Annotated in this window: 16 protein-coding genes; 11 read left to right on the forward strand and 5 right to left on the reverse strand. The window is 72.6% G+C overall.

Annotated elements, in window-relative coordinates; genetic code table 11:
* Positions 1–487: 487 nt before the first annotated feature.
* A complete protein-coding gene (locus BLV02_RS31165) occupies positions 488–2,089 on the reverse strand; it encodes a type IV secretory system conjugative DNA transfer family protein (RefSeq protein ID WP_069112181.1) in 1,602 nt (533 codons plus the stop codon).
* Between the two features lie 7 nt (positions 2,090–2,096).
* Positions 2,097–3,206: a M48 family metalloprotease gene (locus BLV02_RS31170; RefSeq protein ID WP_216094286.1), complete on the reverse strand. Its 1,110-nt coding sequence runs from the start codon at positions 3,204–3,206 to the stop codon at positions 2,097–2,099.
* A 118-nt stretch (positions 3,207–3,324) separates the two neighbouring features.
* On the opposite strand from BLV02_RS31170, the gene BLV02_RS31175 reads away from it, so the two are divergent.
* Entirely contained in the window at positions 3,325–4,758 is a 1,434-nt protein-coding gene (locus tag BLV02_RS31175; RefSeq protein WP_069112180.1) for an amidase, read from the forward strand.
* On the forward strand, positions 4,752–5,588 hold the full coding sequence (locus tag BLV02_RS31180) for an LLM class flavin-dependent oxidoreductase (protein ID WP_069112324.1): 837 nt from the start codon (positions 4,752–4,754) through the stop codon (positions 5,586–5,588). Before BLV02_RS31175 ends, BLV02_RS31180 begins: the two co-directional genes overlap by 7 nt.
* Here BLV02_RS31180 and BLV02_RS31185 read toward each other — a convergent pair whose 3' ends face one another.
* Together BLV02_RS31185 and pepN are read right to left on the reverse strand one after the other, a co-directional pair.
* Positions 5,589–6,425: an IclR family transcriptional regulator gene (locus tag BLV02_RS31185; protein ID WP_069112179.1), complete on the reverse strand. Its 837-nt coding sequence runs from the start codon at positions 6,423–6,425 to the stop codon at positions 5,589–5,591.
* Between the two features lie 33 nt (positions 6,426–6,458).
* Positions 6,459–9,011: an aminopeptidase N gene (gene pepN / locus BLV02_RS31190; protein ID WP_069112178.1), complete on the reverse strand. Its 2,553-nt coding sequence runs from the start codon at positions 9,009–9,011 to the stop codon at positions 6,459–6,461.
* Positions 9,012–9,136: 125 nt separating this feature from the next.
* Between pepN and BLV02_RS31195 the strand changes: the two genes are divergently transcribed.
* The 4 genes from BLV02_RS31195 (at position 9,137) to BLV02_RS31210 (ending at position 12,404) form a co-directional block, all read left to right on the forward strand.
* Positions 9,137–9,745, forward strand: coding sequence for a mycothiol-dependent nitroreductase Rv2466c family protein (locus BLV02_RS31195; RefSeq protein ID WP_069112177.1), 609 nt, complete (start codon positions 9,137–9,139; stop codon positions 9,743–9,745).
* A 20-nt stretch (positions 9,746–9,765) separates the two neighbouring features.
* The gene (locus BLV02_RS31200; RefSeq protein WP_069112176.1) at positions 9,766–10,245 is read left to right on the forward strand and encodes a ribose-5-phosphate isomerase; all 480 of its coding nucleotides are present in this window, start codon (positions 9,766–9,768) and stop codon (positions 10,243–10,245) included.
* Positions 10,246–10,422: 177 nt separating this feature from the next.
* Entirely contained in the window at positions 10,423–11,232 is an 810-nt protein-coding gene (locus tag BLV02_RS31205; RefSeq protein ID WP_069112175.1) for an Fpg/Nei family DNA glycosylase, read from the forward strand.
* Positions 11,233–11,297: 65 nt separating this feature from the next.
* Positions 11,298–12,404 carry a PP2C family protein-serine/threonine phosphatase gene (locus BLV02_RS31210; protein WP_141711637.1) on the forward strand — a complete coding sequence of 369 codons (1,107 nt, stop codon included), beginning with the start codon at positions 11,298–11,300 and terminating at the stop codon, positions 12,402–12,404.
* Positions 12,405–12,797: 393 nt separating this feature from the next.
* Here BLV02_RS31210 and BLV02_RS31215 read toward each other — a convergent pair whose 3' ends face one another.
* Positions 12,798–13,400 carry a TetR/AcrR family transcriptional regulator gene (locus BLV02_RS31215; RefSeq protein WP_069112173.1) on the reverse strand — a complete coding sequence of 201 codons (603 nt, stop codon included), beginning with the start codon at positions 13,398–13,400 and terminating at the stop codon, positions 12,798–12,800.
* Between the two features lie 98 nt (positions 13,401–13,498).
* On the opposite strand from BLV02_RS31215, the gene BLV02_RS31220 reads away from it, so the two are divergent.
* The 5 genes from BLV02_RS31220 (at position 13,499) to BLV02_RS31240 (ending at position 16,726) form a co-directional block, all read left to right on the forward strand.
* Entirely contained in the window at positions 13,499–13,894 is a 396-nt protein-coding gene (locus tag BLV02_RS31220; RefSeq protein ID WP_069112172.1) for a cupin domain-containing protein, read from the forward strand.
* Between the two features lie 97 nt (positions 13,895–13,991).
* Entirely contained in the window at positions 13,992–14,378 is a 387-nt protein-coding gene (locus BLV02_RS31225; RefSeq protein ID WP_069112171.1) for a hypothetical protein, read from the forward strand.
* 19 nt (positions 14,379–14,397) lie between these two features.
* Positions 14,398–14,997: a TetR/AcrR family transcriptional regulator gene (locus BLV02_RS31230; protein WP_069112170.1), complete on the forward strand. Its 600-nt coding sequence runs from the start codon at positions 14,398–14,400 to the stop codon at positions 14,995–14,997.
* An 89-nt stretch (positions 14,998–15,086) separates the two neighbouring features.
* Positions 15,087–15,440 carry a YciI family protein gene (locus tag BLV02_RS36875; protein WP_069112169.1) on the forward strand — a complete coding sequence of 118 codons (354 nt, stop codon included), beginning with the start codon at positions 15,087–15,089 and terminating at the stop codon, positions 15,438–15,440.
* 2 nt (positions 15,441–15,442) lie between these two features.
* Positions 15,443–16,726 (forward strand): RNA polymerase sigma factor, encoded by a 1,284-nt coding sequence (locus BLV02_RS31240; protein WP_083288768.1) that lies wholly within the window; start codon positions 15,443–15,445, stop codon positions 16,724–16,726.
* Positions 16,727–16,805 lie beyond the last annotated feature (79 nt).

Below are 16,805 nucleotides of genomic sequence, written 5' to 3' on the forward strand. Positions count from 1 at the left end.
AGACGAGACGTCTCTGCCCAGCTGGCTCCGGGTGGTTCGTCGGTCAGCGCATGACACGCCCGGCTCCACCCGGAGCCTGCGCAAAATACGGATACCGACGGACCGTGATCACGGATGCGACTATAGCCGGAATGGGCCCGCACGTGCGCTCGGGGCCGGTGAGAGTTGCCGAGGGGGTGACGAGGCCGCCAACTGTTGGCGCTGGTGTCAACGCATCCGGACGGTGCCAGGCAGCTGGGCAGCTGGGCAGCGGGGCAGCGGGGCAGCGGAGCCGCCGGGCAGCCGGGCAGCCGGGCAGCCGGCGACGGCCCTGCCGTGTCGGGCTGGTCAGGCGCGCAGGTTGATCAGCGTCGGGCCGGTGAGAGTTGCCGAGGGGGTGACGAGGCCGCCAACTGTTGGCGCTGGTGTCAACGCACCCGGACGGTGCCGGGCAGGGGGGCAGCCGGGCAGCGGGGCCGCCGGCGACGGCCCTGCGGTGTCGGCCTGGTCAGGCGCGCAGGTTGATCAGCGTCGGGCCGGTGCGGGTGCCGTCGGAGCGGGAGAGGGCGACGACGCAGTGGCCGGCGGGGATGCGGGTGACGATGTCGGAGACCGTCCACCGGGGCCGCTCGACCCGGCGCAGGTTGGTGCCCTTCGTGACGCCCCAGTTGCGGGTCTCGCCGTCGGAGCGGTTCCAGCCGCCGCGGCTGTCGCGGGAGCTGCCGCTGGTGCGGGCCAGACCGGTCGCCTCGCCCTGGCTGTAGCTGACCTCGGACACCCAGTGGTCGCCGAACCAGTCGGAGAACACCTTGGCGTCGACCGGGTCGATGCCGCCGAACACCGCCTTGCAGCCGACCGACCCGAACACCGTGGCCCGGACCTGCACCGGGAAGTCGCTGATGGTCTGCGCCAGCAGGATGAGCCCGGCGTTGTTGGAGCGCAGCTTCTGCACGCCACGCGCGACGTAGTCGTCGACGAAGCGGCCGGCTTCGTCGATGGCGAGCGCCTTGAAGATGCCGCGGTTGGTGTCGGGCGCGGACGTGACCTGCACGAACTGCGACACCACCAGCCGGGCCAGGATGCGGGTGGCGTCGGGGAACTCGGCCTCGGGCAGCGACACCCGCACCCGCAGCGGCTTGTTGATGTCGTGCATGCGGAAGGTCTTCTCGCGGTCGAACAACTCCATCAGCCGCGGCCGGGCCAGCAGCTGGAACCGTTCGACCAGCGACGCGGCGGGGTCGGCGTTGCGGGCCTGCTGGTCGCGGCGGCTGTCGAGCAGCGCCTTGGCCTCTTTGCCCTCGGACCCGCGCAGGTTCGCCTTCACCTGGTCGGTCATGCCCTGCTCGGAGCGCAGCAGCGCCAGCATCTCGCGGATCTTCGGCCACCGCCCGAACGCCAGGTGGAACGGCGCCAGGCACGCGTACAGCGCGTTGCGCGAGCCGTCCATGAAGTACGCCATGTCGTCGGTGACGTACGGCGGCAGCATGGCGCTGGCCAGCCGGTCGGCCGCGGTGTCGGGGTGCTGGGTGCCGCCGTAGAGGTCGAACCCGGTGGTGGGGTTGAGGGGGTCGATGGTGACGTCGAACCAGCCCTGGTGCGCGAAGTCGTCGCCTTTGGGGTCGACGACGACCACGCTGGACTGCCCGGCCAGCGCCGACAGCGACAGGTGCTCGACGATGGGCAGCGCGAAGCCGCGCGTCTTGCCCGACCCGGGCGGGCCGATGACCAGCAGCGACGTGCGCAACACGTCGTGGTCGACGCCGAAGTCCTGGGCGATGACGGTGTCGGCGTGAGGGTCCTGGACGGTGCGGCCGAGCCGGACCTGGCCGAGCGCGAGGTTGTGCTTGGCCAGCCGCGGCACCGGGAGGTCGTGCAATGCCGAGGGGTGCGACAGCGCGGCCGGGCCGTACCGGACGATCTCGTCGGCCAGCTGCGCCAGCGCGCTGGCGTCGCCGGACCGGGCGTCGAGCGCGCCGGCGATGCGGGCGGTGTCGACGTCGGACAGCCGGCCGTCCTGCACCAGCCGGTCCATGGCCACGGCGGCGTCGGGATGGGCGTCGCGCAGCACGTCCCACGGGGTCTCGCCGCGGCGGCGTCGTCGGATCGGCATGGCTCCCCTAAGCGTTCTTCCGCAGGTAGGCGTCGAGCCGCTTGATGCGCGCGGCCAGCGCCGGGTGGGTGCTGAACAGCCGGGCCCGCAGCACGAAGGTGCGGCGGTCGTCGTCCATGCCCTGACGCAGCCAGTCTTCGAACACCTCGACCAGCGCGTGCCCGTAGCCGAGGTTGGCGGCGATGCGGTCGGCGCGGTATTCGCTGCGCCGGGCCAGCCAGGGCAGGATGAGCGGCGTCAGCACGATCAGCGCGACCGTCGGCGGCGCCCACACCTGCCCGGACCGCACCGCCGTGAGCATGAGCACCGTCACGAAGAACAGCACGAACAGCAGCAGCGACCACGTGATGACCTTCGCGACGAACGACGCCAGCCCGGGCATGCGGGCGACGACCGCGAACAGCATGGAGAACAGCGCGACCACCAGTCGCAGCACGAGTCGCAGCGCCCGGGTGAGCAGCCGCGCCGGCACGGAGTACCAGTACGCCAGCAGGTTGCTCCACGGGTGCCCGCCGAGGTGGTGGCCCAGCTCGTGCGCCAGCACCGCGGCGAGGTGGTGGTGCGGCATGGCCTCGAGCGTCTTGCGGGTGACGGTGACGATGTGCCCGGACGCCGCGTAGGCGTTGAGCGCGTCGCTGTCTTCGATGAACAGCTGGTACTTGCCGCCGTCGCGCCCGGCGGACTGGGTGACCTCGATCCAGGCGTGGTCCAGCCGCTCGCGCTCGCTGGGGGTGGGCCGGCGGGCGCGCAGGAAGAACCGGGCGACGCCGATCTCGACCGGCCGGTAGAAGATCAGCACGCCGCTGGCCAGCCACAACACCATGCAGAGGATGGGTACGACGGTGGTGTTGCCCACCAGTGCGCCGATGCCCAGCCCGACCATGCCGACCACGGTGAGGCTGAACACGAACCACGGCAGCGCCAGCACCAGCGAGGCCAGCGTGGAGAGGTCGGCGCGGCGCCGGGTGCGCAGCGGCCGCGGCGTGGTGGCGCCGGACGGCGTGCCCAGGCGTTGCCGCAGTCCGGTGAGCCCGGTGGCTGCCGGTGGATCGGGGTCGTCGAAGCCGCCCGGGGGCCCGCTGGGCCGCACGCCGGACGTCCGGCCGTCGTCGCTCATCGCCGCCTCCGATGAACTGGTTCCGTTGCTGGTTGTGAAAGTCACCATAACCGCTGGCTGTGACAACGTCAGGCAAGATCGTGAGCGCTGGACGTCCGGGCACCGTAGGGTCGAAGACGTGAGCGAGATCCATGAGCTGACCGGGTTGGAGCTGGCCACAGCGGTTCGCAAGCGCGAGGTGTCGCCGTCCGAGGTGGCCGATCACGCGCTCGAACGGGCCGAACGGCTCGACCCGTCCATCGGCGCCTTCGTCACCCTGACCCCCGACCTCGCCCGCGAGCAGGCCGCCGAGGCCGAGATCCTGCTCCGCGAGTCCCGCTCCGGCGACGAGCTGCCGCCGTTCCTGGGCGTGCCGTGTCCCGTCAAGGACCTCGCGATGGTGGCCGGCGTGCCGTTCCGGTCCGGCAGCGCCGCCCTCGGCGACTTCGTGGCGCCCGCCGACGACGGCGTCGTCACGCTGTTGCGCCAGGCCGGCACGCTGATGCTCGGCAAGACGAACACCCCCGAGTTCGGCCTGCCGCCGTACACCGAGCCCGACATCGCGCCGCCGGCCCGCACGCCGTGGGACACCACGCGGTCGGCCGGCGGGTCCAGCGGCGGGTCGGCGGCGGCGGTCGCGGCCGGCATCGCGCCCATCGCCCACGGCAGCGACGGCGGCGGCTCCATCCGCATCCCGGCCAGCGCGTGCGGGCTGGTCGGCCTCAAGCCCACCCGCGGCCGCGTCAGCCCCGGCCCGTACCGCCCCGAGGGCGCCGGCCTGGCCTCCAACGGGGTGCTCACCCGCGACGTCCGCGACACCGCGGCGCTGCTCGACGTGCTGTCGCACCAGTGGCCGGGCGACCTCTTCGCGCTCGCGCCGCCGCGCACCACCTTCCTCGACGCCTGCGAGCGCGAGCCCGGGCAGTTGCGGGTCGGCCTGCTCACCACCCCGGTCATCGTCGACGACGCACCCGTCGACGACGCCTGCCTGGCCGCCGTCGTCCGCACCGCGCGGCTGCTGGAGGACCTCGGCCACCTGGTCGAGCCGGCGCCGGTGCCGTTCACGGCCGAGCGCTGGGACTCCTTCGAGGCCATCTGGTCGGTGCTGGCGCTGAGCGCGCCGGTGCCGCCCGAGCACGAGCACCTGCTGCTGCCGCTGACCCGCTGGCTGCGCGAGAAGGGCCGGTCGGTCAGCGGCATCGACTACGCGTCGGCGCTCGGGCTGATCCAGACGACGACGCGCGAGACGGCGGCCACCTGGGCGGCCTACGACGTCATCCTGAGCCCCACGCTGGCGCAGCTCCCGGCGCCGGTCGGCTCGCAGCGCGACGACGCCGACCCCGCCGCCGACTTCGCCGCGCAGATGGCGTTCACGCCGTGGACCAGCGTCTGGAACCTCACCGGCTGGCCGGCCGTCAGCGTCCCGCTCGAGACCGCTGAGGCCGACGGCGTCACGCTGCCGGTCGGCGTCATGCTCGGCGGCCGCCACGGCACGGAGGAGACGCTGTTGTCGCTGGCGGCGCAGCTGGAGGCGGCCCGTCCGTGGCGCGATCGGCGGCCGTCCACATGGTGAGCTTCGGCTACTTTTTGGTGCCCGACGCGTCCCAGCCGCTGGTCGAGACCGCGCGGCTGGCCGAGTCGCTCGGGTTCGAGTATGTCGGCATCCAGGACCACCCGTACCAACGCCGCTTCGCCGACACCATCGCGTTGTCGAGCGCCGTGCTCACCGCCACGTCCACGCTGCGCGTCTTCCCCGACGTCGCCTGCCTGCCGCTGCGCCCGCCCGGCGTGCTGGCCAAGACGGCGGCGTCGCTGGACGTGCTGTCCGGCGGACGGTTCGAGCTGGGGCTGGGCGCGGGCGCGTTCTGGGACGCCATCGAGGGCTACGGGGGCGTGCGGCGGACGCCGGGGGAGGCGCTGGCGGCGCTCGGCGAGGCGATCGAGGTGATCCGGCTGCTGTGGAGCGGCGAGCGCGGGCTGCGGTTCGAGGGCGACCACTACCACCTGCGCGGCGTGCACTCCGGGCCGCTGCCGGCACACGACATCGGCATCTGGGTCGGCGCGTACGGCCCGCGGGCGCTGGCCCTGACCGGCCGGCTGGCCGACGGCTGGGTCCCGTCCGTCAACGCCGACGTGCTGCGCCGGCTGCCCGAGCTCAACGATCGGGTCGACGCCGCCGCCGTCGCCGCCGGCCGCGACCCGTCCGCCGTCCGCCGCGTCTTCAACGTCGGCGGCGCCATCACCGACGGCGTCTCCGAGGGTTACCTCGCCGGCCCGGTGTCGCAGTGGATCGACGAGCTGAGCGTGCTCGCCACCGAGCACCGTGCCGACGTCCTGGTGTTCGGCGGACCGCCCGACCAGCTGCGCACGTTCGCCGAGGAGGTCATGCCCGCGCTCCCGTGATCAGGGCAGCGCGGTGACCGTGGCGTGGTAGCCGAGGTTGGACGAGATCTGGTCGGCGTGCTCGATGGCGATCATCGCCAGCTCGTCCTGCCGGGCCGGCAGGTTCATCGCCGACAGCGGTCCCGACACCGACAGCGCCGCGATGACCTGGCCGGACCGGTCGCGGATGGGCGCCGCCACGCAGGCCCGGCCGAACGCCAGCTCCTCCAGTTCGGTGGCGTAGCCGCGGGAGCGGACGTCCTGCAGCGCCGTGGCCAGCTCGTCGTAGGACGAGATGGTGTGCGGGGTGTAGCGGGGGTACTCGGAGCCGATCAGCTCGCGCAGCTCGTCGGGCGAGAGCTCGCTGCTCAGCGCCTTCCCCATGGCGGTGGCGTGCAGCGGGCCGCCGCGGCCGATCAGGGTCGACGGCCGCGGCGCGTTGGCGCCCTCGAAGTGGCACAGGTAGAACAGGCTGGCGCCGTGGCGCTCGGCGACGTTGACGCCGAGGCCCAGCGTGGCGGCGAGGTTCTGCGCGAGCTGGCGCGACTGCTGGTGCACCGGCGACTGGTTCAGCCCGATGCCGGCCAGCGTGATGACCCGCGGTCCGACGCCGTACAGCCCGCTACGCCCGTGGTGCGTCAGGTACCCCAGGTTGACCAGCGCGCCGACCAGCCGCGACACCGTCGACTGGCCCAGCCCGGTGGCGGCCACCAGCTCGGAGATGCGCCGCTCGGGCTGCTCTTCGGTGAACGCGGACAGCAGCGAGAGCGCGCGCTCGACACTCTGGGTGCCGCCGGCGGACTCGCGGGCTGGTACTCGTGGCACGTCGTTGCTCCCCCACCGTGTCGGAACCGTCATCTACATCGTAGATGAGACCCCACACAGATCCCGTCAACCTGCCTGGCTGTCGCGGTCCTGCGCCCGAAGCGCGCGGTCGAGGTCGGCCAGGCCCTCGACGACCAGCCGCCGGGCGGCGTCGGGCAGGTCGGCCGTCTCGAGCCAGCCGCGCACCGTCGTTGCCGTGGCGGCGTCGGCCAGCAGCCGCGGGAACAGCCCGACGACGATGGCCTGCGCGCTCTCGTTGGTCCGCTCCGCCCACACCCGCGGGACGGCGTCGAGATACGGCTGGACGTACGCGCGCACCAGTTCGCGCTGCTCGGGGTGGGCGAAGCCGCGCACCGTCGCCGAGAGCAGCGCGTTCGGCAGCTCGTCGGACTCGACGACGGCCTGCCACGCGGCCGCCTTGGCGGCGTAGGACGGGACCGCCGCGCGGGCGTACGCGGCCTGCCGCTGCCCGGTGGCGGTGTTGTCGCGCTCGAGCTCGGCGTCGACGGCGTCGTCGCCGGCCGCGCCCAGCACGACCAGCCGCTGCAGCAGCGTCCACCGCAGGTCGGTGTCGACGACCAGCCCCGGCAGCAGCTCTTCGTCGCCGTCGAGCAACGCCCTGATCTCCGCGACGTGCTCGTCGCTGGCCGCGGCCGACACCCAGGCGCGGGTGAAGGCCAGCTGGCGGTCGCTGCCGGCCTCGGCCGACCCGGCCGACTGCCGCAGCGCCGCCGCCCAGCGCGACGACAGCACCGTCCGGTTGGCCGGCCACGCGTACAGCTCGATGGCCGCCCGGGCGGAGGCGAGGACGTGCTGCACCACACCCATCGACGTCTCGCGCTCGATGCCGCCGAGCACCAGCTCGACGAACGAGCTGGCCGACATCTCGGCGTCGCGCAGCATGTCCGTCGCCGCCGTCCAGCACAGCGCCCGCGGCAGCGGGTCGAGCGACCCGATGGAGCGCACCACCGTGGCCAGCGAGCGGTCGTCGAGGCGCACCTTCGCGAACGTGAGGTCGTCGTCGTTGACCAGCAGGAGGTCGGGCTGGGTCTCGCCGCGCAGCTCGGCCACCTCGGTGCGCGGGCCGTCGACGTCCAGCTCGATGCGGCGCCGCCGCACCAGCACGCCGTCGTCGTCGTAGTCGTAGAGGCCGATGGCGGCCCGGTGCGACCGGATGGCCGGGTGTTCGGGCGCGGCGGTCTGCTCGACGGCCACCGAGGTGTAGGTGCCGGCGTTGTCGACGGTGACCACGGGGCGCAGCGTGTTGACGCCGGCCGTGCGCAGCCACTGCTCGTTCCACGCCGACAGGTCGCGGCCGCTGGTCTGCTCCAGGTGCCCGAAGAAGTCGGTGAGCGACGTGTTGCCCCACGCGTGCTCGGCGAAGTAGGCCCGTACGCCGGCCAGGAACTCATCGCGGCCGACCCAGGCGACCAGCTGCTTGAGCACGCTGGCGCCCTTGGCGTAGGTGATGCCGTCGAAGTTGACCTCGACGTCCTCGAGGTCGCGGATGTCGGCCGAGATCGGGTGCGTGGACGGCAGCTGGTCCTGGCGCAGCGCCCACAGCTTCTCGGTGACGGCGAACGTCGTCCAGCCGTCGGTCCACCGGGTCGCCTCGGACAGCGACAGCACCGACGCCCACGTGGCGAACGACTCGTTCAGCCACAGGTCGTCCCACCAGTGCATGGTGACGAGATCGCCGAACCACATGTGCGCCATCTCGTGCAGGATCGTCTCGGCCCGGCGCTCGTAGGCGGCGTCGGTGACGCGGCTGCGGAAGACGTAGTCCTCGTGGTGGGTGACGGCGCCGGCGTTCTCCATGGCGCCCGCGTTGAATTCCGGGACGAACAGCTGGTCGTACTTCGCGAACGGGTAGGCCAGCCCGAACACGTCCTCGAAGAACGCGAAGCCGCGGCTGGTGACGTCGAACAGCTCGTCGGCGTCGAGGTGCTCGGCGAGCGACTTGCGGCAGTACAACGCCAGCGGGATGGTCTTCTCCTTGCCGACGTGCTCGGACCGCTCGACGTGGTACGGACCTGCGACGATGGCCGTCACGTAGGTCGACAGCCGCGGCGTCGGCTCGAACGTCCACCGCTTCTTGCCGTGGCTGGCCTTGCCGGCCTTGCCCGGCGAGTTCGACACGACCTGCCAGCCCGAAGGCGCGTCGACCAGGAAGGTCACCTCGGCCTTGAGGTCGGGCTGCTCGAAGCAGGCGTAGACGCGGCGGGCGTCGGCCACCTCGAACTGCGAGTAGAGGTACACCTCGTCGTCGACCGGGTCGACGAACCGGTGCAGCCCTTCGCCGGTGTGCATGTAGGCGGCGTCGGCGACGACCTTGACCTCGTTCTCGCTGGTCAGGCCGGTGAGCCGGACCCTGGCGCCGTCGTACACGTCGGCGGGGTCGAGCGCGGTGCCGTTGAGGACGACCTCGTGCACCGTGGGCGCGATGAGGTCGAGCCAGGTGTCGGCGCCCTCGGTGGCGGCGAACGTCGCCGTCGTCGTCGACCCGAAGGTGGTCTCACCGCGGGTGAGATCGAGTTCGACGGTGTAACGCACCGACGCGGGGTCGACGACGGATGCGCGGTCGCGTGCCTCGTCGCGGGTCAGGTTCGTGCCAGACATGGCCTCGATCCTGGCAGAACATCCGCCGCCGCGCTGGCTGTGGGCGCGGGGAATCGACCGCGTCGTCGCGCGGTTGGCCAGATCGAGACCTCTTTGACGCGTCAATTGTGATGAAGGGCAACAGAATGAGCGAGACCACCCAGGTCGATTTCTGGTTCGACCCGATCTGCCCGTGGGCGTGGATGACGTCGCGCTGGATGATGGAGGTGGAGCGGGTCCGGCCGGTCGAGGTGACGTGGCACGTGATGTCGCTGTCGTACCTCAACGCGGGTCGTGACCTGGGGGAGTCGTACAACCGGCTGATGGCCGACAGCTGGGGTCCGGTGCGCGTCATCACGGCGGCGAAGGAGCTGCACGGCCAGCAGTGGGTGAAGCCGCTCTACGACGCCATGGGCACCCGGTTCCACCTCGGTGGGCAGAAGGACCGCTCGGTCGTCATCGCCGAGGCGCTGGCCGAGGTGGGCCTGCCGGCGTCGCTGGCCGAGTACGCCGGCTCCGACGAGTACGACGCCGCGCTGAAGGAGAGCCACCACGCCGGCATGGACCAGGTCGGCACCGAGGTCGGCACGCCCGTCCTCGCCGTCGAGGGCTACGCGTTCTTCGGCCCCGTCATGTCGCCCGCGCCGCGCGGCGACGAGGCCGGCCGCGTGTGGGACGGCGTGCGGGCGCTGGCCTCGTACGACGGCTTCTTCGAGCTCAAGCGGACGCGCACCCGCGAGCCCATCTTCGGCTGACGTACGGCAGACTGACGCCCATGCGCGTCCACGTCGGCTCCGACCATGCTGGATACGAGGTCAAGAACCGCCTCGTCGAGTTGCTCCGCGACGGCGGCCACGAGGTCGTCGACCACGGCCCGTTCGTCTTCGACGAGCTCGACGACTACCCGACGTTCTGCCTGCGGGCGGGCGAGGGCGTGGCCGCCGACGACGGCAGCCTGGGCGTCGTCCTCGGTGGTTCCGGCAACGGCGAGCAGATGGCCGCGAACAAGGTCAAGGGCATCCGGTCGGCGCTGGCGTGGTCCGAGGAGACCGCCCGGCTGGCCCGCGAGCACAACGACGCCCGCGTGCTGGCCGTCGGCGCCCGCATGCACCCGTTCGACGACATCGCGACGTTCGTGCGGGCGTTCCTCGACACCCCGTTCTCCGGCAGCGAGCGGCACGCCCGCCGCATCGCCATGCTCAGCCGCTACGAGGCTGACGGCGAGCTTCCTCCGCTGCCGGCGCCGGCCGACTAGACCGCGGCGGCAGCGGAGACTTCCCGATGCGCTCCAGCGCGGCCTCGATGTCGCCGGGGGCCGGGCGCGACACGTCGCGGGCCCGCATGGCCCGCGACACGCCGACCTGGGAACGCCGGTCGACCTGGTCGAGCTTGCGGACGCCCTTCTCGCGATCGCTCACAGGAAGGACGGTACGTGCCCGAGGGCCACACGATCCACCGTCTGGCGGGTGAACTGTCCCGCGCGTTCGGCGGACGGGTCGTCGGCGTGTCGAGTCCGCAGGGGCGGTTCGCGGCCGGCGCCGCCGTCGTCTCCGGGTCTGTGCTCGTGCGGGCGGAGGCGCATGGCAAGCACCTGTTCATCGGGTTCGCCGGGCGGCGGTGGGTGCACGTGCACCTCGGGCTCTACGGGAAGTTCGACGTCGTGTCCGGCGGCCCGCCGGCCGGGCCGGTCGTCGGTCAGGTGCGCATGCGGCTGGCGGCGGACGACGCCCACGCGGATCTGCGCGGGCCGACCCGGTGCGAGGTCGTCGGTGACGCCGAGAAGGACGCCGTCGCCGCCCGGCTCGGGCCGGACCCGCTGCGCGGCGACGATCCCGGGCGGGCGCTGGAACGCATCGGGCGCAGCCGGGCGCCGATCGGCGTCCTGCTCATGGACCAGGCCGTCGTCGCCGGCGTCGGCAACGTGTACCGCGCGGAGGCGCTGTTCCGGGCCGGCCTCGACCCCGCTCGTCCCGGCGCGTCCGTGCCGGAGCCCGTCGTGCGCTCGATCTGGGCCGACCTCGTCGGGCTGATGTCGCAGGGCGTGCGGACCGGCCGCATCGACACCGTCCGGCCCGAGCACGAGCCCGAGGCGATGGGCCGTCCGCCGCGCGTCGACGACCACGGCGGTGAGGTGTACGTCTACCGGCGCAACGGGCAGCCGTGCCTCGTCTGCGGCACGCCGGTCGCGGCCGGAAGAGCGGCGGCCCGGAACCTGTTCTGGTGCCCGAACTGCCAGCATTGACGCGCCCTGACGGGCAATTCTGTGTGATCTTCCTCCCACGCTCTTTTTGCCGCTAGGGTCCTCGTGTGACGACCCGATCGGCTGGCGTGCTCGGGCTTGCCGGGGCGTTCTTCGGCGGGCGTCCGGCCAGCGCCTTGACGCGACGACTCCTCCGCGAGCCCGTCGTCATGGCCGTTCTGCTCGCCTCGACCCTGCTGCTCGGGCTGTCGATGGTGCAGTGGGAATCGATCGTCCCGGCCATCGCCCTGGTGCTGCCGCTGCTGTTCGGCGGGTTGTTCGTGCCGCCGCGGGCGCTGGCCTGGCTGGTGGGCGCCGTCGGGTTCTGCCTTATCGCCGGCGGGGTCGTCATCGGCGGCGGCCAGACCTTCCTCGCCGTCACCGTCGTCGTCGGCATCACCGCCGTCGTCTCGCTCGGCCTGGCGCGGTCGCGGGCGCGGCTCGGCCTGCAGGGCACCATGGGCGAGTCGATGCTCGTCGACCTGCGTGACCGGCTGGCCGCCCAGGGCCGTATGCCGCAGCTCGGGCGCGGCTGGCAGATCGACCTCAAGCACCACGCCGCCGAACGCTCCAGCTTCTCCGGCGACTTCGCCGTCGCCTCCCGCTCCACCGACGGCCGCGTTCTCGAGCTGGCCCTCGTCGACGTGTCCGGCAAGGGGCACAACGCGGGCACCCGGGCGCTGCTGCTGTCGGGCGCGTTCGGCGGGCTGCTCGGCTCGCTGCCGCCCGACCAGTTCCTGCCCGCCGCCAACGCCTACCTGCTGCGGCAGCGCTGGCCCGAAGGCTTCGCCACCGCCGTCCACCTCGTCGTCGACCTCACCACCGGCGAGTACCAGGTCCGCTCGGCCGGCCATCCGCCCGCCATCCACTTCCACGCCGGCTCCGGTCGCTGGGCCACCCTCGACACAGAGGGTGGCCTGCTCGGCGTCTACGAGCAGAAGCACTACGAGCCCGTCACCGGCCGTCTCCGCCCCGGCGACGCGCTCATGCTCTACACCGACGGACTGGTCGAAGCGCCGCGGCGCGACCTCTCCGACGGCATCGACAAGCTCCAGGGCGAGGCCGAGCGCCTGGTGGCGCGCGGTTTCGACGGCGGCGCCCAGAAGCTCATCAACGCCGTCGCCTCCTCCGATGCGGACGATCGCGCCCTGCTGCTGTTGTGGCGCACGTTCTGAGCTGCTTCTGCGCCGAGGGGTGGGGCGGCCTCATGTGACGCCTTCGTCATCCGACGTGCCGCCACGTCGTCGCGGTGCTCGAGCGGGACTTCGGTTGACCTCGAGCCTGCCGCTGCCGCGGGGGCGCCGTGTTCCGGCCTGGCCGGACCGCCCGCAGGTCCGCGGTAGTGGTCTCCGCACCGTGACACCAGCGCCAACAAGTGCCGTCCTTGTCACCCGCCGGCGACAACGATCGGCCGCAGCCGACCCCGAGGCGGCGACCGTTGTCTCCGCACTCTCGGCCGTGAGCACAGTACGGCGTGTAGCCGTTGCCGACCATCAGGTACTCCAGCTCCGGTATCGGGATGCGGGCCAGCAGGGTCGGAGGTTTCTCGCGTCGGCCGGCCAGGCACCTCACCGCCCCGCCAGCGCGTCCCACCCCGCCATCGTCAGATCGACCGTCCGCAGCAGCGCCGCCCGGCCGGCCCCCTCCAACGCCCGTACCGCGAGCCCCTGCACGTGCGCGTCGTAGTACTGCGCCAGCGTGTCGACGTCGTCGGACGGCAACGGCTCGCCGTCGGCCGCGGCGGTCCGGAGTCTCGTCCTCAGCATCGCCAGCCGATCGCGCCGGCTGCGTTCGAGGTACGCGAGAACTGTCGAGTCGGTCGGCGGGCAGCTCAGCGTCGCCCGGGTGAGCAGGCAGCCGCGCGGCCCGCCGCGCCGGGTGAACAGCGTGACGTTCTCGCGTAGCAGCGCCTCGACACCGCCGCGCGCCGTCGGCGCCTCGGCCAGCGCCACGCCCGGCCGGCCACCGTCGCCGTCCTGGTAGCGGTCGGCCGCCGCGCAGAACAGCGACGCCTTGGAACCGAACGCGGCGTACAGGCTCGGCGAGCCGATGCCCAGCACGTCCGTGAGGTCGGCGATCGACGTGTCCTGGTAGCCGCGGGTCCAGAACAGCCGCATGGCGTCGTCGAGTGCCACGTCGCGGTCGAAGCTGCGTGGTCGCCCGCGTCCCATCCAGTCTCCTTTCTGTGTCGATCACTACATTAACCACTTGACGCCACCCGCCGCCACTGTTTTATTGTGTAGCAACCACTACAGAAAAGGAGCACGACATGTCCGGCGTGACGAAGGCGACCAGCGGCGACGACCTCGAATGGTTCCGCCGCCTCGATCAGAACCTGCAGCTGGCCGACGCGATCGACCAGCGCCACGATGCCGCGATGACCGTCGGCTTCGCCCGCTACGGCGCGGGCGAGTCGAATCCCTGGACCGTCTCGTACGACGAGGCGCTGGTCGTCACCCGCGGCCGGTTCAGCGTCGAGAGCGGCGGCACCGTCACCACCGCGGTGGCCGGCGAGGTGATCTACCTGCGCGCCGGCACCGACCTCGTCTACCGCGCCGACGAGGAGAGCGAGGTGGTCTACGTCTCGCATCCGCACTGGCTCGCGGCCACCGAGAGTTCGCCCTACGCCGACCGCCTGGCCGACTTCCAGCCCGCGACGAGCTGACGGCGAGCCGGCGGTGAGCTGGCGGCGAGGCTTGTCGTGAACGCACGTTCACGCTACGGTGTGAACAACCGTTCACGATAGCTTCGGGAGGTCGGCCATGTCCGAGCCGTTCATCTTCGTCTCCAACCACCGTGTCAAGGAGGGCCGACTCGAGGAACTGTGCCGGCTCTGCCGCGAGTACGCCGACTTCGTCGAGGCGAACGAACCGCGTGCCATGGGGTTCCGGCTGTCCATCGACGACGACGGGCCGCGGCTGAGCCACATCATCGTCCAGCCCGATGCCGCGGCGATGGACGAGCACCTGAAGATGGCGCACGAGCGCATCGGCGCCGCCCTCGAACTCGTCGACACCACCAGCGTCGAGGTGTACGGCCAGCCGGGCCCGCTGCTGGCCGAGGCGCTGCGGCACAATGCCGACATGGGCGTCCCCGTGGCCATCGCGTCGGAGCGGCTCGGCGGGTTCGCCCGGCCGGTCGCCGCCTGACGGCAGGCTGGGAGCGAGCATGCCGGTCCGGCGCAGCGCGGAGGCACGGCTGGAGCTGCGCGCGTCGCTGCTCGATCACGCCCGCAGGCTGATCGAGCGCGACGGCGCCGCCGCCCTGACCATGCGGGCGCTGGCGGCCGAGGCCGGATGTGCCGTCGGGCTGCCATACAAGGTGTTCGGCGGGCGCGAGGACATCGCGGCGGAGCTGGTGGGCACGGAGTTCCGGCGGCTGCGTCACGAGTTCGACGCCTGGGTGGCGACGGCCGGCACCGGTACGGTCGGCGAGAACCTGGCTCGCTATGCCCGCCTCTTCATCGAGGCGGACACACCGGTGTTCCGGCTGGTCGGCGAGGGTGGCGACACGGCGTTCGACTCCGCCGTCGGCACCGTGGCCGAGTCGTCCGGCCTGCTCGAGTCGTTCGGCAGCACGGTCGCCGACTACCTGGCGGCGGAGAAGCGGCTGGGCAGGGTCGCCGCCGACGTCGACGAGCACGCCTTCGGCTTCGTCGTCACCGGCGCCGTCCACAACCTCGCCTCGGCGGGCGACGGCTACCCGCGGCCCGCCCTCGACACCATCGAGCGGTACCTCCACGCCGTGGCGGCTCGCATCGTCACGTAGCGGGTGTTGTATATGAGGGCAGTCGCCGTTCGTCGTCATGGTGAGGGCGGCACCGGGCCGCCCGCGACGACCCTCGAAGGGGGACCGAGATGCAGTACCTGCTGCTGATCTACAGCGAGCCGGCCACCGAGGCGCCGGCCCAGAGTCAGATCGACGCCGAGATGGCCGAGTGGTTCGCGTACGACGAGGCCATCCGCAAGTCCGGCGTCTATGTCGACGGCAACGCGCTCGAGCCGACGACCACGGCCACCACGCTGCGGCTGAAGGACGGCGAGCGGGTGGTCACCGACGGGCCGTTCGCGGAGACCCGCGAGGTGCTCGGCGGCTATTACCTGGTCGACGTGCCCGATCTCGACACCGCGCTCGACTGGGCCGCCAAGTGCCCCGGGTCGCGGTACGGCTCCATGGAGATCCGCCCGATCACGGTGTTCGACCAGGGCTGACGGTGAACGGGTGGGCGGCCGACCCCGCCGAGGCGGTCTTCCGCGAGGAGTGGGGCCGGCTGCTCGCCACGCTCGTCCGCTGGGTCGGCGACTTCGACCTGGCCGAGGAGGTCGCGGCTGACGCCATCGCGGCGGCGGTCGAGCGCTGGCCGGTCGACGGCGTGCCGGACCGGCCGGGTGCGTGGTTGCTGACGACGGCGCGGCGGCGGGCGGTCGATGTCCTGCGGCGGCGGCAGAACTACGCGGCCAAGCTGGCGGTGCTGAAGGTCGAGGCCGAGCGCGACGAGCTGGCCCGGCTCTCGGAACCGGCCGACGACGCCGGGCCCGACGTCATCGGCGACGACCGGCTGCGGCTGTTCTTCACCTGCTGCCATCCCGCGCTGGCCGTCGAGGCGCGGGTCGCGTTGACGCTGCGCTACCTCGCCGGGCTGTCGACGGCACAGGTGGCGCGGGCGTTCCTGGTGCCCGAGGGGACCATGGCGCAGCGGCTGGTGCGGGCGAAGCAGAAGATCGGCGCGGCCGGCATCCCGTACCGCGTGCCGTCGGCGACCGAGCTGCCCGGGCGCCTCCCCGCCGTGCTCAGCGTCGTGTACGTCGTGTTCACCGAGGCGTACACGGCCAGCAACGGCGCCGCGCTGCAGCGGCCCGAGCTGGCCGACGAGGCCATCCGGCTGGCCCGCATCCTGCAACGGCTGCTCCCGGCCGAACCGGAGGTCACGGGGTTGCTGGCGCTGCTCCTCCTGGTCGACGCCCGCCGCGATGCTCGCGTCGACGACGCCGGCGACCTCGTGCTGCTCGACGACCAGGACCGATCCCGCTGGGACCGCGCCAAGATCGCCGAAGGCCAGGCGCTGGTGCTCGACGCGCTGCGGCACCGGCCGCCCGGGCCGTACGCGCTGCAGGCCGCCATCGCCGCCGTCCACGACGAGGCCCCGACGGCCGCCGCCACCGACTGGCCGCAGATCGTCGGCCTGTACGACGTCCTCCGCGCCACCGCTCCCTCCCCGGTCGTCGACCTCAACCGAGCGGTCGCCGTCGCGATGGCCCACGGCCCGGCGGCGGGGCTCGACCTGCTGGACGAACTGGCGGCGGGCGGCGCGCTGGATCGCTTCCATCCGCTGCACGCCGCCCGCGCCCGGCTGCTGGACCGGCTCGACCGCCCGGCCGACGCGGTCGTGGCCTACCGGCGCGCGGTCGAGCTGTGCGGGAACGACGCCGAGCGCGCGTTTCTCCTGCGCTGCCTCGCCGCCGCCGAGTCGCGCGCCACACCACCCGGCGCTCCCTGACCGGCCCGCTTCGGGCTGGACTGACGGACGACGCGGGCTGGCGGCCGCCCGGCCGGCCGTGAGAGACCGACGGGCCGGC

It is taken from the genome of Jiangella alba (assembly GCF_900106035.1).
GTDB classification, from domain to species: domain Bacteria; phylum Actinomycetota; class Actinomycetes; order Jiangellales; family Jiangellaceae; genus Jiangella; species Jiangella alba.